Genomic DNA, 26,490 nt, shown 5'->3' with positions numbered 1-26,490 from the left:
AGTGTCGGGGGGTGGTCGGTGGAGCGCTCCGGGGCTCGCGGAGGCGTTGGGGCTTGTGGGGCTCGTGAGCCCCTCAGGACTTGCGGTCCGCCGGTGCCGCCTGGGCCTCCGCCTCCGCCGCGCCGGCCCCCGCCGACGGCGCCGGACGGCCCGCCGTGCGCAGCACCCCCGCGAACGCCATGAGCCCGCAGGCCAGCGCCGTGACCAGGCAGAACGACGCCACCAGGCTGGTCGCGTCGGCGAGTGCGCCGATCGCCGAAGGGGCGACAAGGCTGGAGGTGTACGTGATGGTGGCGACGCCCGCGATGGCCTGGCTCGGGTTCGTGCCGCTGCGCCCGGCCGCGGCGAACGCCAGCGGGACGACGACCGCGATGCCGAGGCCCATGAGCGCGAACCCGGTCATGGCCATCGCCGCGTGCTGCGCCGTCACCACGAGCAGCCCGCCGAGCGCGGCGCACGCCCCGCCCGCACGCACCGTACGGACCGCGCCGAACCGGTCGACCACCTTGTCGCCCGCGAACCGCGCGATCGCCATGGTGAGCGTGAAGCCGGTCGTGCACGCGGCGGCAAGGCCCGCCGAGGAGTCGAGCACGTCCTTCAGGTACACCGCCGACCAGTCCAGGCTCGCGCCCTCGGCGAACACCGCGCAGAAGCCGACCGCGCCGATGAGCAGCGCCGACTTCGGCGGCAGCGCGAACCGCGGCGGCGCCTCCTCCTCGGGCGCGCTGCGCAGGTCGAGCACACCCTGACAGGCGATCAGGCCGAGCACGGTGAGCACCGCGGCGGCGAAGGCGTGGTGCACGCGGGCGTCGACGTGCAGATGGGCCGCGACGGTGCCGCCCGCGGAGCCGATCAGGGCGCCCGCGCTCCACATGCCGTGCAGGCCGGACATGATGGACTTGTCCATGCGGTGCTCGACCTCGACGCCGAGCGCGTTCATCGCCACGTCCGACATGCCCGACGTCGCGCCGTACACGAACAGCGCCGCGCAGAGCGTGACCAGGTTCGGCGCGAGCGACGGCAGGACGAGCGCGAGCGTCCACAGGGCGAGCAGCCCGCGCAGCGCGGTCCGGGCGCCGAAGCGGTGGCTCACCCAGCCCGCGAGCGGCATCGCCACGGAGGCGCCGATCGCGGGGAAGGCGAGCGCGAGGCCGAGCAGGCCCGCGCTGATGTCCGCGTGGTCCTGGATCCACGGCACCCGGGTCGCGAACGACCCCGCGACCGATCCGTGCACGCAGAAGATCACCGCGACGGCGATCCGGGCCCGGCTCAACCGCCGCTTGTCCTGCGCCACTTGGTGCTGCTCACTCATCCGCTCCACCCCTCCACGCTCCCGTTCGGAGCCGCCGCAGTAAACTATCAGGAACCCTGCCTGATAAAAGAGGGCCGGGGAACCGAATATCGCGCGCGTCCGGAAAGCGGCCTCTCCCCGGCGGAGGGCGGACCGACGGGAGCGCTGTGGAAGGATCCGGCCATGCCCGCATCTCCGAGCACCGCTCGGGCCATCAACGACCGGCTCGCCCTGCGCCTGCTGCAGCACGAGGGGCCCCTGACGGCGGGACAGTTGAAGCAGCTCACCGGCCTGTCCCGGCCCTCCGTCGCCGACCTCGTCGAACGCCTCCAGGGCTCCGGTCTGATCACGGTGGTGGGCGAGACGGGGGAGCGCCGCCGGGGCCCGAACGCCCGGCTCTACGGAATAGTCGCCGACCGGGCCCACCTGGCCGCGCTCGACGTGCGCACCGAGGGCGTGTCCGTGGTCGTGGCCGACCTGCTCGGCACGCAGCTCGCCGAGGCCACCGTGCCGATCGGCAGCGGCACCGGCACCGGCCGCGCCGTCGAGCGGGCCGTGGCCCTCGTCGAGCGCACGGCGCGCGCGGGCGGGGCGAGCAGGCTGCACACGGTGGGCGTCGGCGCGCCCGGCCTCATCGACCCGGCCACCGGCGACCTGCGCGACTCGGCCGGCCTGCCCACCTGGCACCGGAGCCTGGTGGCCGCCCTCACCGAACGGCTGCCCGCCCGCGTCCTGGTGGAGAACGAGACCAACCTCGCCGCCCGCGCCGAGCAGCGCGACGGGGCCGCGCACGACCGCGGCACGTTCGTTCTCCTGTGGCTGGGTGCGGGTACCGGGGCGGCCGTCGTCCTGGACGGCACCCTGCGGCGGGGCGCGTCCGGCGGCACCGGTGAGATCGGCTTCCTGCCCGTACCGGGCACCGGGGGGCTGCCGTCCGCCACCGCCTGCGACGGCGGCTTCCACTCGCTGGCCGGGTCGGGGGCGGTGGCCGACCTCGCCGCGGATCATGGGCTCAAGGTGGAGCCCGGGGCGGGGGAGTTGGTCGCTGCCGCGCTCGTGCGGCACGCGGTGGAGACGGGCCACGAGCCGTTCCTTGCCGAGCTTGCCGACCGGGTGGCCATCGGCGCGGCGTCCGTCGCGGCGGTACTTGATCCGGGCTGTGTGGTCCTCGGCGGTGAGGTGGGCCGGGCGGGCGGCGACGCGTTCGCTCAGCGCGTCGCCGAGAGGGTTGCTGCGATGTCTCCGTTGCGCACGGAGGTTCGCGCCAGTGCGCTCGGGGGCGCGGCCGTTCTGCGGGGGGCGTTGCTCACCGCTCGGGATGCGGCGCAGGAGGAGCTTTTCTCGACGTGAGCGCCGTTTTGGCTGGGCTGTTTGGGTCTCTGCGGGGCGCCTGTGGCTGGTCGCGCAGTTCCCCGCGCCCCTTTGGGGCGCGCCCGCGCGGTGGAGCCGCACATCGGCACAGCCCCGCGCCCCTCTGGGGCGCGCCCGCGCGGTCGAGCCGCACATCGGCACAGCCCCGCGCCCCGTCGGGGCGCGCTGGTGAGCCCGGCGGCGGGGCAAGGGCGGTTCTTCCCGCCGCCGGGCGTCTGAGGGGAGGGGTCAGCAGGCTCCCAGGTCCTGCCACACGCCCCACTGGCCGGTGGTCCCGGGCTCCTCGCCCTTCGTCCACCACTTGGACTTCCACTGGTGCGACTTGTGGGACACGGTCGTCCCGGAGCCGTACTCGGACGACGTGCTCCACGCGGGCGCGGTGCACTTGCCGGGCGGGTCGGTCGGGTCCGGCGGGTCGGTGGGGCCGGTGCCCGTGCCGGGTTCGACGACGGTCGTGCCGCGCGCCAGGTCACCGGCGAGCCCGTAGGTCGTACCGCTGATGTTCACGGTCCAGTTCGACGGGGTCGACACCGGCAGGTAGTAGTTGAACGACAGGTCGACCGACGCCCCTGGCGCGAGCGTCTGCCAGGCCGGCAGCTTCAGGGAGACCCGGTTGAAGTCGCCCTTGAGGCCGCCGACGTTGTCGCCGGTGTGCCCGGTGCTGATCACCTTCGTGCCGAAGCCGGACTGGTCGGACGCGTTGGCGGGTGCGGAGGTCGAGTAGTCGAACTGGAACTCCGTACCGCCCGGGAGGGTCGTTTTCGTGTTGTTGGTGATCTTCAGCTTCGGTGTGATCGGGTAGTTGGAGTCACCGAGCTTGAAGTCGCCGAACTCCACGCCGATGTCGACGGCCTTGGCGGGCAGGTCCTTGCCCGCGACCTTCGCGCCGTACGGGGACGCCGACTTGAACTTGTCGTACATCGCCGTGGTCAGCGTGTCGCCGATCTCGTACTGCCCCTTGGCGGAGTTGTACGTGTAGTCACCGGCGAGCTCCCACACCATCGTGCCGCCGATGCCCTTGTCGACCACGTAGTCGGCCTTGGCCTTCACCGACTGCTCGTCCTCGGTGGACAGGAAGACCTTCTTGTCGGCGTTCCACAGCCAGGGCGCGACGAGCTTGGAGTCGTACTTGCGCGCATAGGTGCCGGTGAGCTTGGTGTCGGCCGGGAAGCCGTACTTGGTGACGTAGTCGCCGACGACGCCCTTCTCCAGGTTCTTGGCGTGCCACATCGGGTTCGACCCGGCGGGCGACTCCTTGCCCTTGTCGTCCTTGTCGTGCCACAGGTTGTCGATGCCGACGGCCCCGTCACCGCACTTGGTGAGCCCGGAACCGGCCGGGCAGTCGGTCGACGCCGCCTTGCCCCAGAGCCCGTCCGTGCCGCCCTGCACGTTCTTGAAACCGCGCGTGTAATAAGGCAGGCCGATGTTGATGCGGCCCGCGGGCATCGAACCGCGGAAGTAGTGATAGGCCCAGTCGGTGTTGAGATATCCGATCCCGCCGTACTGCTGGCTGCCGTACACCCCCGCCGCCGCGAGTTCGGCGTCCTTCCCGTCGTCGTAGAGGGAGGCGTTCGGGCCGACGTACTCGTTCCAGGCGCCATGGAGGTCGTACGACATGATGTTGACGTAGTCCAGGTACTTCTGGACCTGGAAGGTCTCCATGCCGCGCAGCAGATATCCGGACGACGGCGCGGCCACGGTAAGCAGATAGTGCCTGCCGTCGGCGGCACCGGCCTTGTCCAGCTTCTCGCGCAGCGTCTTCATCAGGACGGCATAGCCCTTGACCAGGCCCGCGCGGCGGCCGTTGGCGAGCTGCCAGTCCAGCGGATTGCCCGCGTCCTTCATCGTCGTCGGGTATTCGTAGTCGATGTCGACGCCGTTGAAGCCGTACTTCTTGATGAACGCGACGGTGGAGTCCGCGAAGGTCTCGATGCCCGCCTGGTTCACCGAGCCGTCCGCGTTGGTGGCCATCGAGTAGAAGCCGCCGGAGTTCACGCGCTTGCCGTCGTCGCCGAAGTAACCGCCGGTCTCGGCCCAACCGCCCACGGAGACCATGGTCTTGACGTCCGGGTGCTTCTTCTTGAACTTATTCAGCAGATTGAAGTGACCCTTGTAGGAGTACGCGGGGTCCATTTCCGCACCCGCGACGCCCGGCCAGGTCATTCCGGTGGCGGCGTTCTTCTCGCCGTCACCGCCCACGGAGATCTTGTTGTCGCTCCCGATGTGCGCGAAGGCGTAGTTGAGGTGGGTGACCTTGTCCCAGGGGATGTCGGACGCGAGGTAGGCGGGCTCGCCGTTCTTGCCGGTGCGCCAGCCGGTGAAGTAGCCGATCACGCGGCGCTGGTGGTCGGCGCCCATCTTCTCGCGGCCGTCGGCGTCGTAGACGGAGCAGTAGGGGACGTCGACGCCGGGGGTCTTGTAGAGGCCGTCGGGACGGCAGGACTCGTTGTCGGCGGCGTGCGAGGTCGTCGCGGCGAGGGTGCTCATCAGCAGTCCGGCGACCGCTGCGCCGGCTGCCAGGAGCGTGGCTCTCGCTCGGGTGGGGGTGGGCACGTCGGTTCCTCCTGGGGAGGCTCGGTGTCGCACAACGAACGGGGACGGCGGCCCACGGCGTGCGCACGCCGGGCGGGCCTCTCCTCGGAGTGACGCAGACGTTAAGAGGACTAGACCAGTGCGTCAATAGGTATGGACCAATCCCTTTTCCTGGGGGTGGTGCTGCCGGGGATGGGGTAAAGGGCGGCGTCGGAGGGCCGGAGGAGGTGACAGGCGCCTGTGAGCCAGCCCACAGGATCTCCCCTGCACGGCCCTGACCAGGCGTGGCACACTGGTCGGGTACCAGAAGCAGCGCACTCCGGGGTCGGTGCAATTCCGAACCGGCGGTTAAAGTCCGCGACCCGGCCGCCTCCAGCGGTCGGTTGACCAGGTGAAACTCCTGGACCGACGGTGAAAGTCCGGATGGGAGGCAGTGCGCGGCGAGCGGACACATGTGTCATGTGTGTCGCCTCGTCGTCTTTGCTCGGTTCCGCCAAGGGACCGGTCTCTTTCGACGTCCGGCGACTCCGGCGACGATCCATGCCGGTGTTCCGCTCGTACGTAGTCGTCGTCATCGACAGCCCCGGAGTCCGTGCCCGAAGAGGCAGGAGGACCCGGTGGCCACCGCAGCCGAAGCAGTCGCCATGCGACGCGCCGTCGCGCTCGCCGCGCGCGGACTCGGGTTCACGAGCCCCAACCCCGTCGTCGGCTGCGTCATCCTCGACGCCACCGGCGCCAGTGTCGGCGAGGGCTACCACCAGCAGGCGGGCGGACCGCACGCCGAAGTGCACGCCCTGCGCGCCGCCGGAGAGAAGGCCCGCGGCGGCACCGCCGTCGTCACCCTCGAACCCTGCAACCACACCGGCCGCACCGGCCCCTGCGCCCAGGCCCTCCTCGACGCCGGGATCGCCCGCGTCGTGTACGCCGTCGACGACCCCACCCCCGACGCGACCGGCGGCGCCGCCACCCTCCGCGCGGCCGGAGTCGACGTCGAGCCCGGCCTGCTCGCCGAGGAGGCCGAGACGGTCAACGCCGCCTGGCTCACCTCGGTCCGCACCGGCCGCCCCCACGTGACCTGGAAGTACGCGGCCACGCTCGACGGCCGTATCGCCGCCGCCGACGGCAGCAGCCGCTGGATCAGCTCCGCGGCGTCCCGCGCCGACGTGCACCGGCTGCGCGCCGAGTGCGACGCCGTCGTCGTCGGCTCCGGCACCCAGCGCGCCGACGACCCGCACCTCGCGGTGCGCGGCGCCCTTCTCTCAGACGGTGCGGACGGCGTGGACGGCGCCGACGGCGTCGTGCAGCCGCTGCGGGTCGTCGTCGACACCCACGGCACCGCCGTGCGGCCCGGCGCCCGGGTCCTCGACGACGCGGCGCCCACGCTCGTGGCCGTCGCCGAGGGCGTGGAGCCGCTGCCCGGCGTGGACACGGTGCACCTCCCGTACGCGGACCAGCACGCGGACGCCGCGCACCTGCCGTACGTCGAGCGCGTCCCGCGCGCGGCCGGGAACGGCGCCGACGCTTCGGCGCCGTCCGGACGATCCGGACAACAGGGCGCCGACGACGAAGAGGACCGCCTCGAACACCGCTTCACCGCCAGCGGCGGCGCCTACCGCGCACAACGGCGCCCGGCCGCCCCCGCCGAGCGCCCCGCGCCGACCGGCACCCCGGGCGGCCTCGACATCGACGCGCTGCTCGCCGAACTGCACGCACGCGGCGTGCGGTCCGTGCTGCTCGAAGGCGGTCCGACGCTCGCCGGAGCCTTCGTGGCCGCCGGCGCCGTCGACCGCGTCATCGGCTATCTCGCGCCCACGCTGCTCGGCGCGGGCCCCGCCGCCCTCAGCGGCGGCGGAATCACCACCCTCACCGAGGCGTTGCGCCTCGACGTGCGCGAATGCGTCGCGCTCGGACCCGATCTGCGTATCACCGCGACCGTCGCGGGACCCGGAACGAAGGAGCACTGAGTGTTCACCGGAATCGTCGAAGAGCTGGGCGAAGTCACCGCCGTGGAGAACCTGGGCGACGCGTCCCGCTTCCGGCTGCGCGGCCCCGTCGTCACCGACGGCGCGAAGCACGGCGACTCCATCGCCGTCAACGGCGTGTGTCTGACGGTCGTCGAGCACGAGGACGACGAGTTCACCGCCGACGTGATGGCCGAGACGCTCGACCGCTCCAGCCTCGGTGTCCTCGTGCCCGGCTCCAAGGTCAACCTGGAGCGCCCGACCGCCGTCGGCGACCGCCTCGGCGGCCACATCGTGCAGGGGCACGTCGACGGAACCGGCACCATCGTCGACCGCAAGCCGTCCGACAACTGGGAGATCGTCAAGGTCTCCCTGCCCGAAGGACTCGCCCGCTACGTCGTCGAGAAGGGCTCCATCACCGTCGACGGCGTCAGCCTGACCGTCGTCGACGCCGGGGCCGACTACTTCACCATCAGCCTGATCCCGACGACCCTCGCCCTGACCACGCTCGGCAGCAAGCAGCCCGGCGACCCGGTCAACCTCGAGGTCGACGTCATCGCCAAGTACGTGGAGCGGCTGCTCGGCGCGGGCGTCGTGCCGTCCGCGCAGGCCGCCGACGCCGGGGCGACGGCAGGGGAGGCGGCGAAGTGAGCACGTTCGACTGGCTGAACTCCGAGGCCTTCACCGCCTTCGGCCAGCACATCATGTGGTCCGACATGGTCGGCAACAGCATCGGCCTGATCGCCCTCGCGCTCGGCTGGCGCCGCTCCATCTGGACCTGGCCCGCCCAGTTCCTGTCCGGCGTCGTCCTCGTCGCCGCGTACGCCTCCGCGCAGCTCTCCGGCGGCGTCGGCAAGCAGCTCCTCGTCATCGGCGTCGCCCTGTGGGGCTGGCGGCAGTGGACGCGGGGCGCCCGCGCCGCGCAGGACGGCTCCATCGCCGTCCGCTTCGCCACCTGGAAGGAGCGCGGCGTCCTGCTCGCCGGCACCGCCGTCGGCACCCTCGCCGTCGGCGCGCTCTTCACCGCCCTGCCCGAACTGTCCTGGAACCCCTGGCCGGACGCCTACATCTTCGTCGGCACCCTCGCCGCGATGGTGGCCCAGGCCCGCGGCCTGGTCGAGTTCTGGTTCGCCTGGCTGCTCGTCGACATCGTCGGCGTGCCCCTCGCCTTCTCCAGCGGACTCGCCTTCTCCGGGTTCGTGTACGTCGTCTACCTCGCCCTCGTCCTGTGGGGCCTGCGCGACTGGTGGCTGCGCACCCGGCAGCCCGCCGACCGGCAGCGGCCCGCTCTGGAAGGAGCCCCGGCATGACCGCTCAGCCCACGCCCACGCCCGAGGACCAGGAGCCGACGCCCGCGCGCCCGGCCGCCCGCACCGAGGACCTCGTCCTGGACCTCTCCCTCGACCCGGTCGAGATGGCCATCCGCGACATCGCGGCAGGCCGCCCCGTCGTGGTCGTCGACGACGAGGACCGCGAGAACGAGGGCGACCTCGTCATCGCCGCCGAGAAGGCCACCCCCGAGATCGTCGCCTTCATGATGAGCGAGTGCCGCGGCCTGATCTGCGCGCCCATGGAGAGCGACGAGCTCGAACGCCTGCACCTGCCGCAGATGGTCGAGAACAACACCGAGTCGATGAGCACGGCCTTCACCGTCTCCGTCGACGCGAGCGGCGCGCACGGCGTCACCACCGGCATCTCCGCCGCCGACCGCGCCACCACCCTCCAGCTCCTCGCGAGCGGCAAGGCCGAGGCGAGCGACTTCGTCCGGCCCGGCCACATCTTCCCGCTGCGCGCCAAGGCGGGCGGCGTCCTCGTGCGCGACGGGCACACCGAGGCCGCCGTCGACCTCGCCCGGCTCGCGGGGCTGCGGCCCGCCGGGGCCATCGTCGAGATCGCGGGTGAGGACGGCCGGATGCTGCGGCTGCCCGAACTGGTGCCGTTCGCCCGCAGGCACGGCCTGACGATCATCTCCATAGAGGACCTGATCGCCTACCGCCGCACCGCCGAGCCCACCGTCCGCCGCGAGGCCGAGGTGCGACTGCCCACGTCCTACGGCGAGTTCACCGCGTACGGCTACCGCTCCACCGTCGACGGCGTCGAGCACGTCGCGCTCGTCCACGGCGACATCGGCACCGGCGAGGACGTTCTCGTGCGCATCCACTCCGAGTGCCTGACCGGCGACGTCTTCCACTCCCTGCGCTGCGACTGCGGGCCGCAGCTGGAGGAGTCCATGCGGCGCGTCACCGACACCGGGCGCGGCGTCGTGGTCTATCTGCGCGGCCACGAGGGGCGCGGCATCGGACTGCTCTCCAAGCTGCGCGCCTACGAACTCCAGGAGCGCGGCAGCGACACCCTGGACGCCAACCTGGAACTGGGCCTGCCCGCCGACGCCCGCGACTACGGCGCCGGCGCCCAGATCCTGGAGGACCTCGGCGTCCGCAGCCTGCGCCTGCTCACCAACAACCCCGACAAGACCGAGGCCCTCGCCCGGCACGGCCTGAAGGTCACCGCGCGCGAGCCCATGCCGGTCACCGTCGGCGAGCACAATCTGCGCTACCTGCGGACCAAGCGGGACCGCATGGGCCACGACCTGCCCTGGCTGGACACCCCGGAGATGTCCGCCTGCGGCAACCAGTAGCACAAGCCATCCGAACAGAGCCCCGACACACCCCGAGGAGAAGCGCGTGAGCGGCAAGGGTGCCCCCGAACTGAGCGTGAAGAACTGTGGTGACCTGCGGGTCGCCGTCGTCGCCGCCCTGTGGCACGAGCAGGTCATGGACGGCCTCGTCGACGGCGCCCTGCGCGCCCTGCACGAGCTCGGCATCGACGAGCCGACACTCCTTCGCGTGCCCGGCAGCTTCGAGCTGCCCGTCGTCGCCAAGGTCCTCGCGGGCCGCGGCTACGACGCGATCGTCGCCCTCGGCGTCGTCATCCGCGGCGGCACCCCGCACTTCGAGTACGTCTGCCAGGGTGTCACCCAGGGCCTCACCCAGGTGTCCGTCGACACCGGTGTGCCCATCGGCTTCGGCGTGCTGACGTGCGACACCGAGGAGCAGGCCCTGGACCGCGCGGGCATCGAGGGCTCGACCGAGGACAAGGGGCACGAAGCCGTCACCGCCGCGGTGGCCACGGCGGCCACGCTCCGCACGATCGCCGAGCCCTGGCGGCAGGGCCGGGGCGCGGGCGCGTAGAGTGAACGACATCATGTCCAAGAAGACTTTCGAGGAACTCTTCACCGAGCTCCAGCACAAGGCCGCCAACGGTGACCCCGCCACGTCCCGCACCGCGGAGCTGGTGGACAAGGGCGTCCATGCCATCGGCAAGAAGGTCGTCGAGGAGGCCGCCGAGGTCTGGATGGCCGCCGAGTACGAGGGCAAGGAAGCCGCCGCCGAGGAGATCTCCCAGCTCCTGTACCACGTACAGGTGATGATGGTCGCCCGCGGCATCTCCCTCAGCGACGTGTACGCCCATCTCTAGAGCGCGTTCTCCGGAGCGCGCGCCGGGTGCGCCGCTCCGGAGCGCACGTCTCCTTCACTGATCCTTCACCGATCTCCTTCTCCGCACGTCCGCACGCACTCCTCACGCAAAGGAATCCGACCTCATGCTGCGCATCGCCGTCCCCAACAAGGGTTCACTGTCCGGACCTGCGTCGGCGATGCTCCATGAGGCCGGCTACCAGCAGCGCAAGGAGTCCAAGGAACTCGTCCTCGTCGACCCCGAGAACGAGGTCGAGTTCTTCTACCTGCGCCCGCGCGACATCGCCATCTACGTCTCCTCCGGCAAGCTCGACATCGGCATCACCGGACGCGACCTGCTGATCGACTCCGGCGCCAACGCCGAGGAGATCCTGCCGCTCGGCTTCGCCCGCTCCACCTTCCGCTTCGCCGCCAAGCCCGGCACCGCGCAGGGCATCGACGACCTGGCCGGACGCACCGTCGCCACCTCCTACGAGGGCATCGTCGCCAAGCACCTCGCCGACAGCGGCATCGACGCCTCCGTCATCCACCTCGACGGCGCCGTCGAGACCGCCATCGAGCTGGGTGTCGCCCAGGTCATCGCGGACGTCGTCGAGACCGGCACCAGCCTGCGCAACGCGGGCCTCGAGGTCTTCGGCGACCCGATCATGAAGTCCGAGGCCGTCGTCATCCGGCGCACCGGCGCCGAGGCCGACGACCCCAAGGTGCAGCAGTTCCTGCGCCGCCTCCAGGGCGTCCTGGTCGCCCGGACGTACGTGATGATGGACTACGACTGCCGCGCCGAGCACCTGGAGCAGGCCGTGGCGCTCACCCCGGGCCTGGAGTCGCCGACCATCTCCCCGCTGCACAACGAAGGCTGGGTCGCGGTCCGCTCCATGGTCCCCACCAAGGACGCACAGCGGGTCATGGACGACCTGTACGCCATCGGGGCGCGCGCCATCCTCACCACGGCCATCCACGCCTGCCGCCTCTGAGCGGGCCAGAGCCACCGACATGACTGCCATGACTGCCAAGCCCGAACGGCCCGCCTCCTCCCCGGCGCAGGCCCTGCCCGTCACCTTCCGGCCCGCCCGCACCCGGGCGGTGCTGCTCACCGCCGGGGCCGCGGTCTTCGTCGCCCTCGTCGTGATCTCCGTGCTGCTGCCCAACCTCAGCCCGGGGGAGCGGACCAGCTTCGTCTTCACCGGCGCGCTGCTGCTCGGCGCGCTCGTCCTGCTGAGCAGGCCCAAGGTGGTCGCCGACGAGACGGGCGTGACGGTCGTCAACATCGCCACGAGCCGCCGCCTGGAGTGGGCCGAGATCGTCCGGGTCAATCTGCGCCCCGGCGACCCCTGGGTGTTCCTCGACCTCACCGACGGCACCAGCCTGCCCGCCCTCGGCATCCAGCCGGGCATCGCCAAGCAGCGTGCCATCAGCGACGCCCGCGCGCTGCGGGCCCTGGTCGACGCGCGCTCCGGCAGCGAGGCCGAAGGCTCCGCGGATACGGACAGGAACTCAGGGGACGCTGGGGACTCCGGGGACGCTGGGGACTCAGGAGACGCTGGGAACTCCCGGGCCACCGACGCCGACTGACGGCCCCTACGGGAACACCGGCACGGACCGGGGGATCCCCTCCGGGCCGGAATCCGGGAGGACTCGGGGGATCCCGAACTGACGCGTCGGCGCTTGTCTTGATTAATCTGGATGCGGGGCGGACACCACGTGCCGCCCCGCCCCGGACGGCCGGCGCGGCCGGTACGGGGCTCCTGCTAACCGAGGAGTGACCCTCTCCGGCGATGGACGGATCGTCCTGTAGTACCTGCGCCGCCCCCTCCCGACATACGGGGACCCGAGCACCGGGCGAGGCGGCGGCATCATGACCATCCCCCTGCTGCTCCTCGGAGCGGCTTTCCTGCTGATCCTCGCCAACGGCTTCTTCGTGGCGGCCGAGTTCGGCCTCGTCACCGTGGAACGGCCCGACGCCGAGAAGGCCGCCGCCGACGGCGACCGCCGGGCGCGCACGGTCGTCGGCGCCCTGAAGGAGCTGTCCTTCCAGCTGTCGGGCACCCAGCTCGGCATCACCATCACCTCACTCGTCATCGGCATGCTCGCCGAGCCCGCCCTCGCGCACCTCCTCGCCCGCCCGCTCACCTCGACGGGCATACCGGAAGGGGCGGTCTCCGGGGTCGCGGTCGCCGTCGGCATGCTCCTGGCCTCCGCGGTGCAGATGGTGATCGGCGAGCTGGTGCCCAAGAACTGGGCGGTATCCCGGCCGTTGCAGGTCGCGCGGTTCGTCGCGGGCCCGCAAGCCGCCTTCTCCCGCCTGTTCCGGCCGGTGATCGCCGGGCTCAACTCCGTCGCGAACCGCCTGGTGCGCTCGCTCGGGGTCGAGCCCGCAGAGGAGCTCGCCTCCGCCCGCACCCCCGGTGAACTGGTCTCCCTCGCCCGGCACTCGGCCCGCGCCGGAGCGCTTGAGCAGGACACCGCCGACCTGTTCGTGCGCACGCTCTCGCTCGGCGAGCTCACCGCGCAGCACGTGATGACGCCCCGCGTGAAGGTCAGCGCCCTGCAGTCCTCCGCCACCGCCGAGGACGTGGTCAACCTGACCCGGGCCACCGGCCTGTCCCGTTTCCCGGTCTACCGCGAGCGGATCGACGAGGTCGTCGGCATGGTCCACCTCAAGGACGCCCTCGCGGTCCCCGCGCACGAGCGGCTGCGCGCCCCCGTCGGGAAGATCGCCAAGTCCCCGCTGCTCGTCCCGGAGACGCTGCCCGTGCAGCCCCTCCTGGAGCGGCTGCGCAGCGAGCAGCCGATAGCGGTGGTCGTCGACGAGTACGGCGGCACGGCCGGGGTGGTCACCCTGGAGGACATCGTCGAGGAACTCGTCGGCGAGGTCCGCGACGAGCACGACCACCAGGACGGCCTGCCCGACCTCGCCGCCGCCCCGCCCGAGGACGGCAGACCCGTCTGGGACGCCGACGGCGGCTGCCGCGTCGACACCCTGCGGCGCATAGGACTCGACGTGCCCGAGGGGCCCTACGAGACCGTGGCCGGACTCGTCGCCGATCTGCTCGGCCGCATCCCGGCGCCCGGCGACCGCGCCGAACTCCCGGGCTGGCGGCTCGCGGTCCGCCAGGTCGGGCACTACCGCGCGGAGCGGGTGCGCCTGGTGCGGACCGGGGGCCCGGCAGAGGCTCGCGGCGACGGGGCCGACGGGGCCGACGGGGCCGACGGGGCCGACGGGGCCGACGCGGCTGATGCGGCCGACGGGGCCGCGGACCGGGTGGGCGCCATGGTCGCGGAGGGCGCCCGATGAGCGCCCTCCAACTCCTGTTCGCGCTCTTGCTCGTCCTCGCCAACGGCTTCTTCGTGGGGGCCGAGTTCGCGCTCGTGTCCGTGCGCCGCAGCCAGATCGAGCCGCTGGGCTCCAAGCGGGCCCGCCAGGTCCTGTACGGCCTGGAGCACCTGCCGCAGATGATGGCCGCTGCCCAGTTCGGCATCACCGTCTGCTCGCTGACGCTCGGCGCCGTCGCGGAGCCGACCGTGGCGCGGCTGCTCGAACCGCTCTTCCACGCGGTGCACCTGCCCGAGGGCATGATCCACCCCCTCGGTTATGTGATCGCGCTCGCCGTCGTCGTCTTCCTGCACCTCGTCATCGGCGAGATGCTCCCGAAGAACCTCGCGATGGCGGCGCCCGAGCGGACCGCGCTGTGGCTCAGCCCCGGCCTGGTCGCGTTCGCGCGCCTGTGCCGGCCGGTCACGGTGACGCTCGGCGCCTGCGCCCGGCTGATCCTGCGGCTGTTCAAGGTCGAGCCCAAGGACGAGGTGGAGGCGGTCTTCACCAGCGTGCAGCTGGGCCGTCTGGTGGAGGACGCGGGGCAGGCGGGTCTCCTCGACCCGCACGCGCAGGAGCGCCTCGAGGACGCCCTCGAACTGGGCTCGCGGCCGGTGACGGACGTCCTGCTCGACCGTGCCTCCCTGGTCACGGTCGGCCCTTCGGTCACCCCGGCGCAGGTCGTCGAACTCACCGGGCGCACGGGCTACTCCCGGTTCCCGGTGCGTGCGGAGACCGGTGCCTTCATGGGCTATCTGCACGTGAAGGACGTCCTGGACCTGGAGGAGACCGACCGCGCGGTGCCCCAGCACGTCTGGCACCAGATGACGGTCCTGCGCGCCGAACTCCCCCTGGACGACGCCCTGACCGTGATGCGGCACGCCGCGACGCACCTGGCGCAGGTCGCCGACGCGTCCGGCAAGGTGCTCGGCCTCGTCGCCCTGGAGGACGTCCTGGAACTCCTGGTCGGCGAGGTCCGCGATCCGGCGCACCGGGTGGCGGTGCCCCCGGTGGCGCACGCGGTGCGGAGCCGGGGCGCGGGGGACGTCCGCGGGAAGGAGCTGGTCGGCTGAGGCCGGTGGGCCGGTGGGCCGGTGGGCCGGTGGGTCGGGGCGGTCGGGGCGGTCGGGGCGGTCGGGCACGACCCGTACCGCCTCGGCCTCGCCGCCGTCCCGAGCGCTCGGCTCAGGTGCTCGGCCCCACGCCCGGCTCAGGCGCCTGCCGGGTCCGTCGGCCCCCGCCCCGACAGGACCTCCCCGTACGCCTGCATGAGGTCCGGCAGCCGCAGGGTCGACAGGTCCGCGCGGGTCGGCGCCCCGGGACAGCCGGAGAGCCGCAGGTCGCGGTAGGCGCAGCTCTTCTCGTACAGCGTGCGCAGGAAGCGTCCGTTGCCCAGCTCGTCGATCCACGTCTGGTCGACCACGTGGCCGCTGATGGAGCGCAGCTCGTCCAGGGCCTCCTCGTCCCACACGTCGCCGTTGTCGGCGGCGAGGACCTGCCCGATCGCGGTGAGCTCCAGGGGCCGGTACGAGGGGAAGTCGACGCGCGTCGTGAAGCGGGAGGAGAGCCCGGGGTTGGCGGCGAGCAGCCGGTCCATGCCCTCGGGGTAGCCCGCGAGGATCACCACGAGGTGGTCGCGGTTGTCCTCGGCCCGCTTCAGGAGGACCTGGAGGGCCTCGTCGCCGTACGCGTCGCCCTTGCCGTAGCCGGAGTTGGACAGGGAGTACGCCTCGTCGACGAAGAGGACGCCGCCGATCGCCGAGTCGATCAGCTCGTTGGCCTTCACGGCGGTCTGGCCCAGGTACTCGCCGACCAGATCGGCCCGCTGGGCCTCCACGAGGTGGTCGCCGCCGAGAAGGCCGAGGGCGTAGAAGACCCGGCCGAGGATGCGGGCCACGGTGGTCTTGCCGGTGCCGGAGGGGCCCGAGAAGACGAAGTGTCGTTTCGGCGGCTGCACCGGAAGGCCCTGCGCGGCCCGGAAGCGGGCCATGTTCAGCTGCGCGGAGAGCGCCTTGACCTGGCGTTTGACGGGTTCGAGGCCGACCATCCGCTCCAGTTCCGCCAGCGCCTGCTCCAGGAGGGCCGGGTCGGTGGGCCCGGTCGGGGGCTGCCGGGGCGCGGGCTTGATCGGGATGACGGCCTTCTCGCGCACCGTGTCGGCGTCGGGCGGGCCGCCGCCGGGCGGCAGTTCGGGCTCGGTCACCTTCAGGTCGCGGCCCTCGGCGCCGAACAGCGCGTCCACGCCGTCGGGCCCGTCGAGGGCGTCCTGGCCGACGCCGGTGAGGGAGATCGCGGCCAGGTCGGCGGCGTCGTCGTAGCCGTCGCCCTCGGAGATGGCGGCGAGCCGCGCGGAGGTGTCCATGAAGGCGGGGTCGACGCGGTGCACCGCGCGGTACAGCGGAAGGGCGGCGGCGGACCGGCCGGTGCCCTCGTGCGCGCGGGCCAGCCAGTAGCGCAGCTCCTTGCGCTGCGGTTGTTCGCTGCGGCAGCGCATCAGCGCGGCCGAGAGCAGCGGCTCGGCCTGGCCGTACATTTCCAGGCGCACCCGCGCCATGCCGCCGAAGAGGCCCGCCTCGATGCCGAGCATCGCGTCGTCGATCAGCGGGTCGGTGTGCCGCACCAGCTGCTCCCAGTCCTTGACCAGGTAGGCGCGGCAGGCGTGCAGGAAACGCACCTGCGCGTCGGCGTCGACCGGCGGCAGTCCGGCGAGGGCCCGGTCGAGCTCCGGCACATGGCGGCCGTCCAGCCAGTGCGAGGCGTGCGCGAGCAGCAGGTCGCGGGTGGACTCGAGGACGGGCTGCACCCACCATCCCAGCCAGTACCAGGAGTTGAGGGTGCGCACATGCCGGGCGCGCTGTTCGCCGAAGCGGTCCCGGTGCTGGAACATCCTGAGCAGCGCGGTCGTTGTGTCGATGCGCAGCGCGTGCAGCCCGAGCCAGCCGTCCGCCATGCCCGGGTCCATGCGCACCGCAGCCCGGAACTCCTCCTCGGCCTGCGGATAGGCGCCCATGGTGTAGGCGTCGACGCCCCGCAGCCAGGCGAGGTCCGCCGGGGCCGTTGAGCCCTGGGTGCCGAAGTCCATCACGTCCCCCACAAACCGTGCCCCCGTTTGTGTACCACCGGGCCGGTGCCCGCCGGCAACTGAGCTGAACCGCCGTGCTGCGGACGGGAGTTGAAGCGGTGCGCGTAGCAGCCGTCCGAAGTCGCACCACGATGCATCGTACCTGCGTGGGAGGGTTCGGCCGTAGGGTGCCGCAGCGTTGGATCTCCGGCGGGGGCTCCTGTGGGCGGCTGACAAGACGAGGCCCGATGGTGACCCAGGGTGAGCGATCGGCGGCTCTTGGCGCCGGGAAATGCGGGGCTGAGGGCAGAACGAAGCCCCCGATCACGGGGGAACAACCGGGGGCTTCGCGTCTGTGGGCGACCCGAAAGGCCGCACATTGAGAACGTAAGTCCTGTAAGGCCCCTGGGTCAAGCCGAGTTGGGGCACTCTCGGAAACTGGCCACGCGGTCCTGAAGCTGTCGTCGGCAGGTTCAGCGCGCTGCCGACGGACCTTCACCCTGAGTGACGATTTGGGTCAGTGCTGCCGCCTCGTCGGACCCCGCGAGCAACTCGTACCCCACAGGCAACTCGCGTACGAGCAACTGAGCGAAGGGCCGGGACGGGTCCTCGGCGAAATGGCGTCGTTCGGCCGCTTCCCAGCCGTCCCAGAAGCCGCTCAGGGCCGGCCCGTCCCGTCGGCGCCCGCGGGCCCAGGAGGCGCTGCGGGGCAGGTCCATCCACAGCAGGCCCGCCAGGAACGGCCGTAGCACCCGGCGGCCCGCGCCGACACCGTCCATCAGGACGACGGGGGCGGCGGGCAGCGGGCGGTCGGCAGGGCCGAAGCGGCGCGCGTGCCAGTCGTACGCCGCATAGTGCGCCGTTTCGCCCCGGGAGAGCGGCTCCACGACCTGGCGCAGGAGCCGGTCCGTCCAGTCGAACAGGTCGGCGTGGCTCGCGATGTCGTCGAGGCGGAGCACCGGGGCGCCGTCGAGTGCCTCGGCGAGCCGCGCGGTGAAGGTCGACTTGCCGGAGCCCGCGTGGCCGTCGACCGCGACCAGCCGGACCGGGCCGCAGGACGGCGGCAGGCGGCGCACGGCGCGGGCGAGGCGGGCGAGGCCGGGGTGATCGGCGTGATCGGGGCGGCCGGGGCGGTCGGGGAGGGGTGCGGGGCGGCGGGTATCGGTCATCGCGGGCCAGCCTACGGGCCGGGGCGCGCGGGGCGCGGATCGTGGGGCGCGTGTGCGGTTCAGTGCGCTGCCGCAGGTCATACCAGTGGTAGAGGCCAATATTGGTCGGCGCCGTCGGGTGCGGATCCCTGGCAGAACCCCTCGGCGTACGGCCATAGTTGGCGCACTGTCGTGTACCTGACCATGACTCTCCGGCCGCGGCCGGAACCCATCGACTGGGGGTCCCCGTCCATGGACCAAGCTGAAGGCATGTCCCGCAGAAGAATCCTCACCACGGCGGCCGGAGCCGCGGCCCTGGCGGCCGTCGCGGCCACGGCCGCCACCGTGACCCCCGCGGGTGCCGCCCCCGCGTCCCGGCGCCGCCCGCCCCGTGCGGAGCGCCTGGTGGACAACCGTTTCTGGGTGTCCCGCAAGGACTGGGGCTCCGGAACGTCGCACGGCACCCGCGTCGTCGCCAAGGGTCGCGCCGGCGTGGAGATCGCCGAGCCCGCGGGCACGACCGACTACACCGACCCGCACACCGGCCGGACCACCACCTGGGAGTACGCCCAGTGGACCGGGCCCGCGCACCGCCCCGCGACCCCCGCCACGGAGGCCATCGCCTCCTGGAACGCCCGCACCCCCACCGGCACCTGGATCCAGGTCGAGATCGAGGCGACCTACTCGGACGGCACCACGTCCCCCTGGTACGTCCTCGGCCGCTGGAACTCGGGCGACGACCGTGAGGGCGCCGGGGCCGCCGTCATCCGGCGCACCTCGGTGGACGACCAGTCCGACGGCAAGACGTCCGTCTGGACGGACACGCTGTCCGTCGACGACACGGCGAGCGGCCCGCGCGTGGTCGCGTACCGGCTGCGGCTGACGCTGTACCGCACGCCGGGCAGCGCGCTCACGCCCACGGTGTGGCGGCTCGGCGCGATGGCCTCCGCGGTGCCCGACCGCTTCACGGTGCCCGCCGCCGCACCCGGGCTCGCCAAGGAGCTCAAGGTGCCGCGCTACTCGCAGGAGATCCACAAGGGGCAGTACCCGGAGTACGACAACGGCGGCGAGGCCTGGTGCAGCCCCACGTCGTCGCAGATGATCCTGGAGTACTGGGGGCGCAGGCCGACGGCCGGGGACCTGGCCTGGGTCGACCCCGCCTTCGCCGACCCGCAGGTGTGCCACGCGGCCCGGTTCACCTACGACTACCAGTACGGCGGCTGTGGGAACTGGCCGTTCAACGCGGCCTACGCGGCGACGTACGAGGACATGCAGGGCGTCGTCACCCGGCTCGGCTCGCTGACCGACCTGGAGACGCTGATCCGGGCGGGCATTCCGGCCATCACCTCGCAGTCCTTCCTCAAGGAGGAGCTGACCGGGGCGGGCTACGGCACGGCGGGGCACCTCATGACCGTCATCGGCTTCACCCGGAGCGGCGACGTGATCGCCAACGACCCGGCGTCGCCGAGCAACCCGGCGGTCCGCCGCGTCTACAAGAGGCGGGAGTTCGAGAACATCTGGCTCCGCACCAAGCGCAGGAACGCCCAGGGGACGGTGGTCTCGGGGACCGGCGGGGTCTGCTATCTGTACTTCCCCGTGCACCGCACGAAGGAGCAGGTGCGCGCGCTGCTCGCCGTCGGCGTGCGCTGAGGGGAGAGGGCCCCGTCCTGGTGGGACGGGGCCCGTACGCAGAACGACCGGGGGAGCCCCCGGCTCAGGTCGCCGGGTCCACCACCCAGTCCGGATGGCCCGGCATCGGCGGGGTCTTCGCGCCGTACAGCCACGGCTTCAGGAAGCCCTCCAGATCCTGGCCCGAGACCTTCGACGCGAGGTCGATATAGTCCTGGGTGCTCGCGGTCCTCCCGCGGTACCGGGTCACCCAGGCCCGCTCGATCTTCTGGAACGTGGCGTCCCCGACCTGCTCGCGCAGCGCGTAGAGCACGAGCGCCGAGCCGTCGTAGCGCATGCGCTTGAAGAGGTTCGGCTCGGTGGGCTCCGCGGGCGCGCCGAAGTCGCGGCGCCACTGGTCGTGCGCCTTGTACGCGGCCTTCATCGCGGCCTCGAAGCTGTCGCCGCCGTGCTCCTCGGAGTACATGCGCTCGTAGAAGCGGGCGTGGCCCTCGCTGACCCACAGGTCGGACCAGCTCGCGAGGGCGACGCTGTCGCCGAACCACTGGTGGGCCAGCTCGTGCACCAGGTTCCGCTCGGCGTCGACCTGGGTGCCGAGCAGGTCGGCCTTGGGGACGAGGGAGAGCGTCTGGGTCTCCAGGGCGACGGCGAGGTCGGTGTCGCCCACCAGGAGGCCGTACCGGTTGAAGGGGTACTTGCCGAGCTTCTGCTCCAGCCAGGTGAGGTGGTCGGGCGTGAGCTTGCGGTACTTCGCGGTCGGCTCCACCAGCGCGTCCGGGACGATGTCGCGCAGCGGAAGACCGCCGGGGCCGGTGGAGTCGACCATCGTGAACTTGCCGACGGCGAGCTGCACGAGCTGCGTGGACAGCGGCTGCTCGGAGTCGTACGTCCAGCGCACCCGGTCGCCGGACACCTTCTTCTTGCTGGTCAGCTTGCCGTTGGCGACGGCCGTGCGGTCCTTCGGCGTGGTGATCCGGAAGGTGATCGGGGCGCGCTGGCTCGGGTGGTCGTTGGCCGGGAAGATCAGACGGGCGCCGTTGGGCTGGGGGTAGACCACCGTGCCGTCGGGCGTGGGGATCCAGCCGTAGTCCTCGATGGCGTCGTCGCGGTGCCGGGTCTGGGTGGGGTCGGCGGTGTAGGTGACCTCGACCGTGAAGGCGCGGCCCTTGGCGATGGGCGACTTCGGCGTCACGGTCAGCTCGTCGCCGTCGCGCGAGGTGGTGGCCGCCTTGCCGTCGACGGTGACCGCGCGCAGGGTGTTGCCGCCGAAGTCGAGGTTGAAGCGGGACAGGGACTGGGTGGCCGTCGCCTTGATGGTGGCCGACGCCGCGAACGGGGTCTTCGGGGCCTGCCAGTCGAAGTCCAGGACATAGCGGTCGACGGTGTATCCGCCGTTGCCGTCGAGGGGGAACATCGGGTCGCCGAGCCCCGGGGCCCCGGGGGAGGGCTTCTCCGCCGCGGCGGGAGTCGCGTACGAGACCGGTCCGGTGAGGGCGGCCGCCGCCGTCACGGCTGCCGCGAGGGCGAGTCGCGCTCCGGTGTTTCTGCGGCGGGGCGTCCTGGTCGAGCTCATCGGAAACCTTTCGGTCGGATGCTGCGCGGACGTACGCCGACTTAGACGCACGGCGATCCGCGGCAGTTGTGGTGACGGGTGACCAACGTCTCTCCCACAATTGCGGGCACGGCTGGCAAGGTGGAAGACGCCAGTGGGGGGAATGTCCACTGCCAGTGCGGCCGGGGGAGGCCGCCGCCGGCCGGAAAACGTCAGCGAGAAGCCATATGACCGCGACCTCTGCCACCGCAGTCCGCACCCAGGCCCGCACGGGCGGCCCCAAGGACGGCCCGAACGTCCTGGAGCACCTCGCGGGCTGGACCCTCGTCGTCGTGCTCGCGATGCTCGTCAGCCAGGTCGGCCTTCTGTGAGCTGAGTCTCACCGCCGGGGTCGGGCGGGCCGCCGGGCCGAGGCCGCGCGCCCGAATCGGCCGCGTCGCCGTCCTCGCCGGGCCGAGCGGCCAGGTCCAGGTCCAGGTCCGCCCGCCAGTGCCGGTGCGGGACCCCCACCAGGTCGTACAACCGCCGCACCGGGGACCGCCGCGGCAGCAGCACGACCCCCGCGAGCACCGCGAACAGCGGCACCCCCAGCCAGCCGCCGAGCAGCCGCACCAGCGCGCTCGCGGTGACCGCGCCGAGGAACGGCAGGCCGTAGACCCCGGCGCCCGCGACGGCGACGGCGAGAACGGGGTGCACCTTGCGGTCCTCGTCCGCGCCGGGCAGCGACCAGCCCTCCAGGAGCCAGCCGATCTCCGTCATCAGCATCGTGCCGATGACGGCGGCGCCGAAGACGAGCAGCGCGAGGAACGTGCCGGACGTGAGGAAGTCCAGGGCGTTGTTGACGACGCTGTCGCGCGGCCAGTCCGCCCAGTCGCGCGCCCCGGGGGACAGGAACCGCTCGTAGCCGCTGCCGTCCCAGCCGTGCACGAGCGTGCCGAAGAGCAGGAAGTATCCGCCCACGCATTGCAGGTACGCCCAGTAGCCCGCGCCCACGAGGACCAGTATCTGGGCGGCGAGGAACCCGAGGATCGCGGCGACGGGGACCCCGCCCGCGTAGAACAGGACGAAGCCCGCCCACACGCCCTCGTGGCTGTCGGCGACGTGCATGGTCGCCCAGGACGGGTTCTGCCAGAGCAGGAACAGGCCGGTCGGGACCATCAGGACGGCCGCGAACAGGACCGTCAGGGCCAGATAGGGGTTCGCGGCGCGGCTGCGGGTGCGCGGGCCCTCGCCCGCGTTGATCCGCTCCCACACCTGGAGCTGGCGGCCCGCGGCGAGCGCGAAGGTCGCGCCCACCGCGTACGCCCAGAACAGCGCGGCCTGGATCTGGATCACGGCGGCGCTCCCTTCCGGATCACGGGGTGCGGGCTGTCCGGGTCACGCCCGGGCCCCCAGCTTCAGCCCGCCCGCGACGATCGAGTCGGAGGTGACGAGGGCCTGCTCGGCGCTGACCTCCGTCATGAAGACGAACGGCGGGACGAGCGGCGGCACGGGCAGCTTGTCGGGCGTGAAGGTCAGACAGAGGATGCCCTCGATGCAGCCCTTGAACTTGGTCAGATAGAGCGTGACCGCCCCGCTGAGGTCCAAGGTGTCGGCGCCGAGGGAGAGTTCACGGCTGCCGTCACGGGTCGTCAGGCGGTAGTCCGTGAGCGAGGCCGCCTTCATGCGTAGCACCATCACCTTCAACGGCCCTTCGGCGGTGGGGACGTCGGTGACGCCCGCGACGATGAAGCCCTGCGGGGCGAACAGCGTCGTCGTGATCGTCGGCGGCGTCCGTGCCGCCACGATCCCGTCGTCCCCGGGCGCCGCCCGCGCCGGGACGGCGCCCCACAGCACCGTCCCGGCGAGCACCACCGGGAGCAGGACGGCCAGCGTCCGCGTGCCCTGCCCGTCCCGCACCTTCGGCAGCCCGGCCCGCTCCTTGTCGTCGTCCGCGACCGGCGTCCAGCCGAAGCCCATCGCGCTGCCCGCGATCCCGAGCAGCATGCCGATCAGGAATCCGCCGAGGTTCGTCGCGGCGAACGAGAGCACCGACAGGATGAGGGCGTTGACGGACACGTAGTGATGGGCGTGCGGCAGGAGCCACAGGAACAACCCGGCGACCATCAGTGCGATCCCGATGCCGATCGCGGCGATCCCGCCGATCCCGAGACTCACCAGGACCGTCAGCGGCGACAGCGGCACGACAAGCAGCTCCGCCCCGCCCAGGATCAGCAGGAGCCCGCCCCAGAAGGGCCGGGTGCGCCGCCATTTGCGCAGGCCGCGCCGCAGGTCCGGCAGCGGCAGGCGTTCATCGAGCCAGCCCCCGGCGCGCGGGGCTCCCGGCCCGCTCAGAAGCACTTCTTGCCGCCGAGGCTGACGTCGACCTTCATGCCCTTGAGGCGGAAGTTCCCGCCGGTGGCCGACCAGGCGTGGGAGCGCACCTTGGCCACCTCGATGTCGCCGGCCTGGAGGCCGAACTTGCCCTTCTCGCCCTTGACGCCGGGGACTTCGTCGAGGGTCGAGGCGTCCCTGCCGATCTGCGCGGTGCCGAAGCGGGCGTCGCCCACCAGGTCCTCGCCGTCGATGATCAGGTTGCTCGCGGTGACGTTGCCCGCGTCGCCGCCCGCCGTCAGCTTGAACACCACCGTGCCGACGGGCGTCTTGACCTCGGCCGCCTGGCAGATGTCGGACAGCGTGGCGTCGCCGATGCCGAGCAGGGCCACCGGGTGGCCCTTGCCGTCGATGTCCCGGTCGACCTGGACGTAGCTCGCCAGGCCCTGGCTGGTCAGCTTGCCCGAGGAGACCTGGAAGCTGGTGCCGCTGACCGCGAAGGACGCGGCGAGCGCGCCCTCGGCCATCACGGACGCCATCGCGCCGACCGCGAGAACCGCGGGCAGCGCGACGACAGCCGTCTTCTTCCAGTTGGTTCTGCCCTCGCTTAATGCTCTCTTCGCCGTGCTCACTGGTTCCTCCCGTACGTCGTCCGGTGCGTAAGGGGAGTGCGTGGCAGAGCGCCGTCGGGGCCCGGGCCGGTCTGTGCCCGTCCGGGCAGGCGACGTGGGTCTGCCATACTGCGGCTGATCCCGAGGCAGTTGGAGACTAGGGCCGAAATTGAATAATAGTCAACAGCGCGGTACCGATCGTTCCCGTGGCGCCGACCGCCCGCAGGCGCGCGGCACCGACCGATCCGTGGCGCGCCGCGCCGAACTCATCGTCATCGGCCGCAAGTTGTTCGCCGACACGTCCTACGACGCGCTGTCGATGGACGACATCGCGAGACAGGCAGGCGTCGCCAAGGGGCTGATCTACTACTACTTCAAGTCCAAGCGCGGCTACTACCTCGCGATCATCGAGGACTCGGTCGCGGACCTGGTCGAACGCGCGGCCAGCGGCACCGAACTGCCGCCCACGGAGCGGGTGCACCGCACGATCGACGGCTATCTGCGCTACGCCGAGCACCACCAGGAGGCCTACCGCACGATCGTCAGCGGCGGCGTCGGCTTCGACGCCGAGGTGCACGCCATACGCGACGGCGTGCGCGAGGCCATGATCGGCACCATCGCCGACGGGGCGTACGGACGGCGCGACATCCCGGCCCTGGTGCGCACGGCGCTGCTCGGCTGGCTGTGCAGCGTGGAGGGCGTCACGCTCGACTGGATCGGGGCACCGGAGGCACTGGAGCGCGACACCGTGCGCGACTACCTGGTCCGCATGCTGCGCGAGACGCTCGGCGTCATCGAGGAGTTCGAGCCCGCGTTCCCCGCCCCGCCCGCGGCATGACGAAGGGTCGGGAGCCCGCCGGCTCCCGACCCTCACACCTGTCGTGCGGTGACCGCTAGTTGATGGCCTTGATCAGCTCACCGTTGGTGGTGTCACCGCTCAGCTCCCAGAAGAACGTGCCTCCCAGGCCCTGCTGGTTCTTGTAGTTCATCTTCCCCGCGATGGTGGCCGGGGTGTCGTAGCTCCACCAGTTGTTGCCGCAGTGCGCGTACGCGGTCCCGCCGACGGTGCCGTTGGCCGGGCACTTGGTCTTGAGGATCTTGTAGTCGTCGATGCCCTGCTCGTACTTGCCCTGGGCGGGCCCGGTCGCGGTGCCGCCCGGCTCCTTCTGCGTGACGCCGGTCCAGCCGCGGCCGTAGAAGCCGATGCCGAGGAGCAGCTTGTCCGAGGGGATGCCGAGGCCCTTGAGCTTGGCGATCGTCGCCTGCGAGTGCCAGTCGGCCTTGGGGATGCCGGAGTAGGAGCTGAGCGGCGAGTGGGGTGCCGTCGGTCCCTTGGCGTCCCAGGCGCCGAAGAAGTCGTACGTCATCGGGTTGTACCAGTCGACGTACTGGGCGGCGCCCGCGTAGTCAGCGGCGTCGATCTTGCCGCCGGAGGAGGCGTCGGCCGGGATGGCGGCGGTGACCAGGTTCTTGGAGCCGAACTTGGCGCGCACCGCGGACATCAGGTTCTTGTACGCGGCGCGGCCGCTGGTGTCGCAGGTCAGACCGCAGGCGTTGGGGTACTCCCAGTCGATGTCGATGCCGTCGAAGACATCCGCCCACTTGGAGTTCTCGACCAGGTCGTAGCAGGACTGGGCGAACGCCGCCGGGTTCTGCGCGGCCTGGGTGAAGCCGCCGGACCAGGTCCAGCCGCCGAAGGACCACAGGACCTTCAGGTTCGGGTGCTTCTTCTTCAGCTCGCGCAGCTGGTTGAAGTTGCCGCGCAGGGGCTGGTCCCAGGTGTCGGCGACGCCGTCGACGCTCTGGTCGGCGGTGTACGTCTTCTCGGTGGCGGCGAAGTTGTCGCCCATCGTGCACTTGCCGCCCTGGACGTTGCCGAAGGCGTAGTTGATGTGCGTGAGCTTGTTGGCGGAGCCGGACGTGTCGATGTTCTTGACGTGGTAGTTCCGGTCGTAGACGCCCCATTCGGTGAAGTAGCCGACCACGCGGGAGCCCGCCTTGGCCTCTGTCTTGGCGGGGGCGCCCGTGTTCTGGTCGGCGGCCGCGGTGCCCGCGCCGGCGAGCAGACCCGCGCCGAGCACGGCGCAACAGGCGGTGGCCAGGAGCGCCTTGAAGCGGGCGCGGGGACGGTTCGGTCGTGGCATCGCTGTCTCCTCGTGGGGGGAGAGGGGAGCATGTGGGGGTGGTGCTGACCTACTGACCTGCGGACCCTTCGCGCCCCTGCGGACAGGA

Annotated in this window: 22 protein-coding genes, 1 pseudogene and 1 riboswitch; of the genes and pseudogenes, 14 read left to right on the top strand and 9 right to left on the bottom strand. The window is 71.9% G+C overall.

The features are described 5' to 3' along the window. Window positions 1-73 precede the first annotated feature (73 nt). Entirely contained in the window at window positions 74-1,312 is a 1,239-nt protein-coding gene (locus OO63_RS18520) for an MFS transporter (protein ID WP_033264237.1), read from the bottom strand. 162 nt (window positions 1,313-1,474) lie between these two features. On the opposite strand from OO63_RS18520, the gene OO63_RS18515 reads away from it, so the two are divergent. Next, window positions 1,475-2,641: an ROK family transcriptional regulator gene (locus OO63_RS18515; RefSeq protein ID WP_030360434.1), complete on the top strand. Its 1,167-nt coding sequence runs from the start codon at window positions 1,475-1,477 to the stop codon at window positions 2,639-2,641. A 249-nt stretch (window positions 2,642-2,890) separates the two neighbouring features. Here the strand turns inward: OO63_RS18515 and OO63_RS18510 are convergent, their stop codons facing one another. Next, window positions 2,891-5,215, bottom strand: a complete 2,325-nt coding sequence (locus tag OO63_RS18510) for a chitinase C-terminal domain-containing protein (RefSeq protein ID WP_030360433.1) — start codon at window positions 5,213-5,215, stop codon at window positions 2,891-2,893. A gap of 289 nt (window positions 5,216-5,504) precedes the next feature. Continuing rightward, a riboswitch (FMN riboswitch) is annotated at window positions 5,505-5,635 on the top strand. Between the two features lie 203 nt (window positions 5,636-5,838). Between OO63_RS18510 and ribD the strand changes: the two genes are divergently transcribed. The 10 genes and pseudogenes from ribD (at window position 5,839) to OO63_RS18460 (ending at window position 15,017) form a co-directional block, all read left to right on the top strand. Next, on the top strand, window positions 5,839-7,158 hold the full coding sequence (gene ribD / locus OO63_RS18505) for a bifunctional diaminohydroxyphosphoribosylaminopyrimidine deaminase/5-amino-6-(5-phosphoribosylamino)uracil reductase RibD (RefSeq protein WP_428835927.1): 1,320 nt from the start codon (window positions 5,839-5,841) through the stop codon (window positions 7,156-7,158). After that, window positions 7,159-7,806 (top strand): riboflavin synthase, encoded by a 648-nt coding sequence (locus tag OO63_RS18500; protein ID WP_051810976.1) that lies wholly within the window; start codon window positions 7,159-7,161, stop codon window positions 7,804-7,806. It begins immediately after the preceding gene. Then, window positions 7,803-8,465 carry a nicotinamide mononucleotide transporter family protein gene (locus tag OO63_RS18495; protein WP_030360430.1) on the top strand — a complete coding sequence of 221 codons (663 nt, stop codon included), beginning with the start codon at window positions 7,803-7,805 and terminating at the stop codon, window positions 8,463-8,465. The genes OO63_RS18500 and OO63_RS18495 overlap by 4 nt, the downstream gene beginning before the upstream one ends. Further along, window positions 8,462-9,793, top strand: coding sequence for a bifunctional 3,4-dihydroxy-2-butanone-4-phosphate synthase/GTP cyclohydrolase II (locus tag OO63_RS18490; RefSeq protein ID WP_030360429.1), 1,332 nt, complete (start codon window positions 8,462-8,464; stop codon window positions 9,791-9,793). Before OO63_RS18495 ends, OO63_RS18490 begins: the two co-directional genes overlap by 4 nt. Window positions 9,794-9,839: 46 nt before the next feature. Continuing rightward, window positions 9,840-10,346, top strand: a complete 507-nt coding sequence (gene ribH, locus OO63_RS18485) for a 6,7-dimethyl-8-ribityllumazine synthase (protein WP_030360428.1) — start codon at window positions 9,840-9,842, stop codon at window positions 10,344-10,346. Window positions 10,347-10,359: 13 nt separating this feature from the next. After that, window positions 10,360-10,632: a phosphoribosyl-ATP diphosphatase gene (locus OO63_RS18480; protein WP_030360427.1), complete on the top strand. Its 273-nt coding sequence runs from the start codon at window positions 10,360-10,362 to the stop codon at window positions 10,630-10,632. 124 nt (window positions 10,633-10,756) lie between these two features. Continuing rightward, window positions 10,757-11,605, top strand: a complete 849-nt coding sequence (hisG, locus tag OO63_RS18475; RefSeq protein ID WP_030360426.1) for an ATP phosphoribosyltransferase — start codon at window positions 10,757-10,759, stop codon at window positions 11,603-11,605. Between the two features lie 19 nt (window positions 11,606-11,624). Beyond that, window positions 11,625-12,113, top strand: a pseudogene (locus OO63_RS18470) (PH domain-containing protein); the annotation flags it as partial. A 373-nt stretch (window positions 12,114-12,486) separates the two neighbouring features. After that, window positions 12,487-13,926, top strand: a complete 1,440-nt coding sequence (locus tag OO63_RS18465; RefSeq protein WP_078619212.1) for a hemolysin family protein — start codon at window positions 12,487-12,489, stop codon at window positions 13,924-13,926. Further along, window positions 13,923-15,017 carry a hemolysin family protein gene (locus OO63_RS18460; protein WP_030360423.1) on the top strand — a complete coding sequence of 365 codons (1,095 nt, stop codon included), beginning with the start codon at window positions 13,923-13,925 and terminating at the stop codon, window positions 15,015-15,017. Before OO63_RS18465 ends, OO63_RS18460 begins: the two co-directional genes overlap by 4 nt. Window positions 15,018-15,154: 137 nt before the next feature. Here OO63_RS18460 and OO63_RS18450 read toward each other — a convergent pair whose 3' ends face one another. Then, complete coding sequence (locus tag OO63_RS18450) at window positions 15,155-17,026, bottom strand: AAA family ATPase (RefSeq protein WP_030360422.1); 1,872 nt, start codon at window positions 17,024-17,026, stop codon at window positions 15,155-15,157. 452 nt (window positions 17,027-17,478) lie between these two features. After that, window positions 17,479-18,174, bottom strand: a complete 696-nt coding sequence (locus OO63_RS18445) for a uridine kinase family protein (protein ID WP_030360421.1) — start codon at window positions 18,172-18,174, stop codon at window positions 17,479-17,481. Between the two features lie 231 nt (window positions 18,175-18,405). On the opposite strand from OO63_RS18445, the gene OO63_RS18440 reads away from it, so the two are divergent. After that, on the top strand, window positions 18,406-19,803 hold the full coding sequence (locus OO63_RS18440; protein WP_030360420.1) for a peptidase C39 family protein: 1,398 nt from the start codon (window positions 18,406-18,408) through the stop codon (window positions 19,801-19,803). A gap of 64 nt (window positions 19,804-19,867) precedes the next feature. Here OO63_RS18440 and OO63_RS18435 read toward each other — a convergent pair whose 3' ends face one another. Further along, window positions 19,868-21,355: a M1 family metallopeptidase gene (locus OO63_RS18435; RefSeq protein ID WP_030360419.1), complete on the bottom strand. Its 1,488-nt coding sequence runs from the start codon at window positions 21,353-21,355 to the stop codon at window positions 19,868-19,870. A 206-nt stretch (window positions 21,356-21,561) separates the two neighbouring features. Here OO63_RS18435 and OO63_RS44740 point away from each other — a divergent pair, with 206 nt between their 5' ends. Beyond that, complete coding sequence (locus OO63_RS44740) at window positions 21,562-21,705, top strand: SCO1431 family membrane protein (protein WP_106983423.1); 144 nt, start codon at window positions 21,562-21,564, stop codon at window positions 21,703-21,705. On the opposite strand, the gene OO63_RS18430 is transcribed toward OO63_RS44740, so the two are convergent. From OO63_RS18430 to OO63_RS18420, 3 genes are read right to left on the bottom strand one after another with little or no spacing between them, the layout of a single operon-like run. Next, entirely contained in the window at window positions 21,683-22,669 is a 987-nt protein-coding gene (locus OO63_RS18430; RefSeq protein ID WP_234311290.1) for a hypothetical protein, read from the bottom strand. The genes OO63_RS44740 and OO63_RS18430 overlap by 23 nt on opposite strands. 42 nt (window positions 22,670-22,711) lie before the next feature. Further along, window positions 22,712-23,674: a DUF6114 domain-containing protein gene (locus OO63_RS18425; RefSeq protein WP_030360417.1), complete on the bottom strand. Its 963-nt coding sequence runs from the start codon at window positions 23,672-23,674 to the stop codon at window positions 22,712-22,714. Beyond that, a complete protein-coding gene (locus OO63_RS18420) occupies window positions 23,665-24,279 on the bottom strand; it encodes a DUF6230 family protein (protein WP_030360416.1) in 615 nt (204 codons plus the stop codon). The genes OO63_RS18425 and OO63_RS18420 overlap by 10 nt, the downstream gene beginning before the upstream one ends. Before the next feature lie 148 nt (window positions 24,280-24,427). On the opposite strand from OO63_RS18420, the gene OO63_RS18415 reads away from it, so the two are divergent. Beyond that, window positions 24,428-25,096, top strand: coding sequence for a TetR/AcrR family transcriptional regulator (locus OO63_RS18415; protein ID WP_078619211.1), 669 nt, complete (start codon window positions 24,428-24,430; stop codon window positions 25,094-25,096). Between the two features lie 55 nt (window positions 25,097-25,151). On the opposite strand, the gene OO63_RS18410 is transcribed toward OO63_RS18415, so the two are convergent. Next, window positions 25,152-26,402 (bottom strand): glycoside hydrolase family 18 protein, encoded by a 1,251-nt coding sequence (locus OO63_RS18410; RefSeq protein WP_030360414.1) that lies wholly within the window; start codon window positions 26,400-26,402, stop codon window positions 25,152-25,154. Window positions 26,403-26,490: the final 88 nt, after the last annotated feature.

The organism is Streptomyces alboflavus (assembly GCF_000716675.1).
Lineage (GTDB): Bacteria > Actinomycetota > Actinomycetes > Streptomycetales > Streptomycetaceae > Streptomyces > Streptomyces alboflavus.
Note: the sequence above shows the minus strand (reverse complement) of the source record. Positions and strands in the feature narration are given on the sequence as shown.

What these genes read in the sequence shown, in the direction of transcription:
- OO63_RS18520 (WP_033264237.1), bottom strand. Translation starts at nt 1,312, where the DNA reads ATGAGTGAGCAGCACCAAGTGGCGCAGGACAAGCGGCGGTTGAGCCGG.
- OO63_RS18515 (WP_030360434.1), top strand. Translation starts at nt 1,475, where the DNA reads ATGCCCGCATCTCCGAGCACCGCTCGGGCCATCAACGACCGGCTCGCC.
- ribD (WP_428835927.1), top strand. Translation starts at nt 5,839, where the DNA reads ATGCGACGCGCCGTCGCGCTCGCCGCGCGCGGACTCGGGTTCACGAGC.
- OO63_RS18490 (WP_030360429.1), top strand. Translation starts at nt 8,462, where the DNA reads ATGACCGCTCAGCCCACGCCCACGCCCGAGGACCAGGAGCCGACGCCC.
- OO63_RS18480 (WP_030360427.1), top strand. Translation starts at nt 10,360, where the DNA reads ATGTCCAAGAAGACTTTCGAGGAACTCTTCACCGAGCTCCAGCACAAG.
- hisG (WP_030360426.1), top strand. Translation starts at nt 10,757, where the DNA reads ATGCTGCGCATCGCCGTCCCCAACAAGGGTTCACTGTCCGGACCTGCG.
- OO63_RS18465 (WP_078619212.1), top strand. Translation starts at nt 12,487, where the DNA reads ATGACCATCCCCCTGCTGCTCCTCGGAGCGGCTTTCCTGCTGATCCTC.
- OO63_RS18460 (WP_030360423.1), top strand. Translation starts at nt 13,923, where the DNA reads ATGAGCGCCCTCCAACTCCTGTTCGCGCTCTTGCTCGTCCTCGCCAAC.
- OO63_RS18450 (WP_030360422.1), bottom strand. Translation starts at nt 17,026, where the DNA reads ATGGACTTCGGCACCCAGGGCTCAACGGCCCCGGCGGACCTCGCCTGG.
- OO63_RS18445 (WP_030360421.1), bottom strand. Translation starts at nt 18,174, where the DNA reads ATGACCGATACCCGCCGCCCCGCACCCCTCCCCGACCGCCCCGGCCGC.
- OO63_RS18440 (WP_030360420.1), top strand. Translation starts at nt 18,406, where the DNA reads ATGGACCAAGCTGAAGGCATGTCCCGCAGAAGAATCCTCACCACGGCG.
- OO63_RS18435 (WP_030360419.1), bottom strand. Translation starts at nt 21,355, where the DNA reads ATGAGCTCGACCAGGACGCCCCGCCGCAGAAACACCGGAGCGCGACTC.
- OO63_RS44740 (WP_106983423.1), top strand. Translation starts at nt 21,562, where the DNA reads ATGACCGCGACCTCTGCCACCGCAGTCCGCACCCAGGCCCGCACGGGC.
- OO63_RS18410 (WP_030360414.1), bottom strand. Translation starts at nt 26,402, where the DNA reads ATGCCACGACCGAACCGTCCCCGCGCCCGCTTCAAGGCGCTCCTGGCC.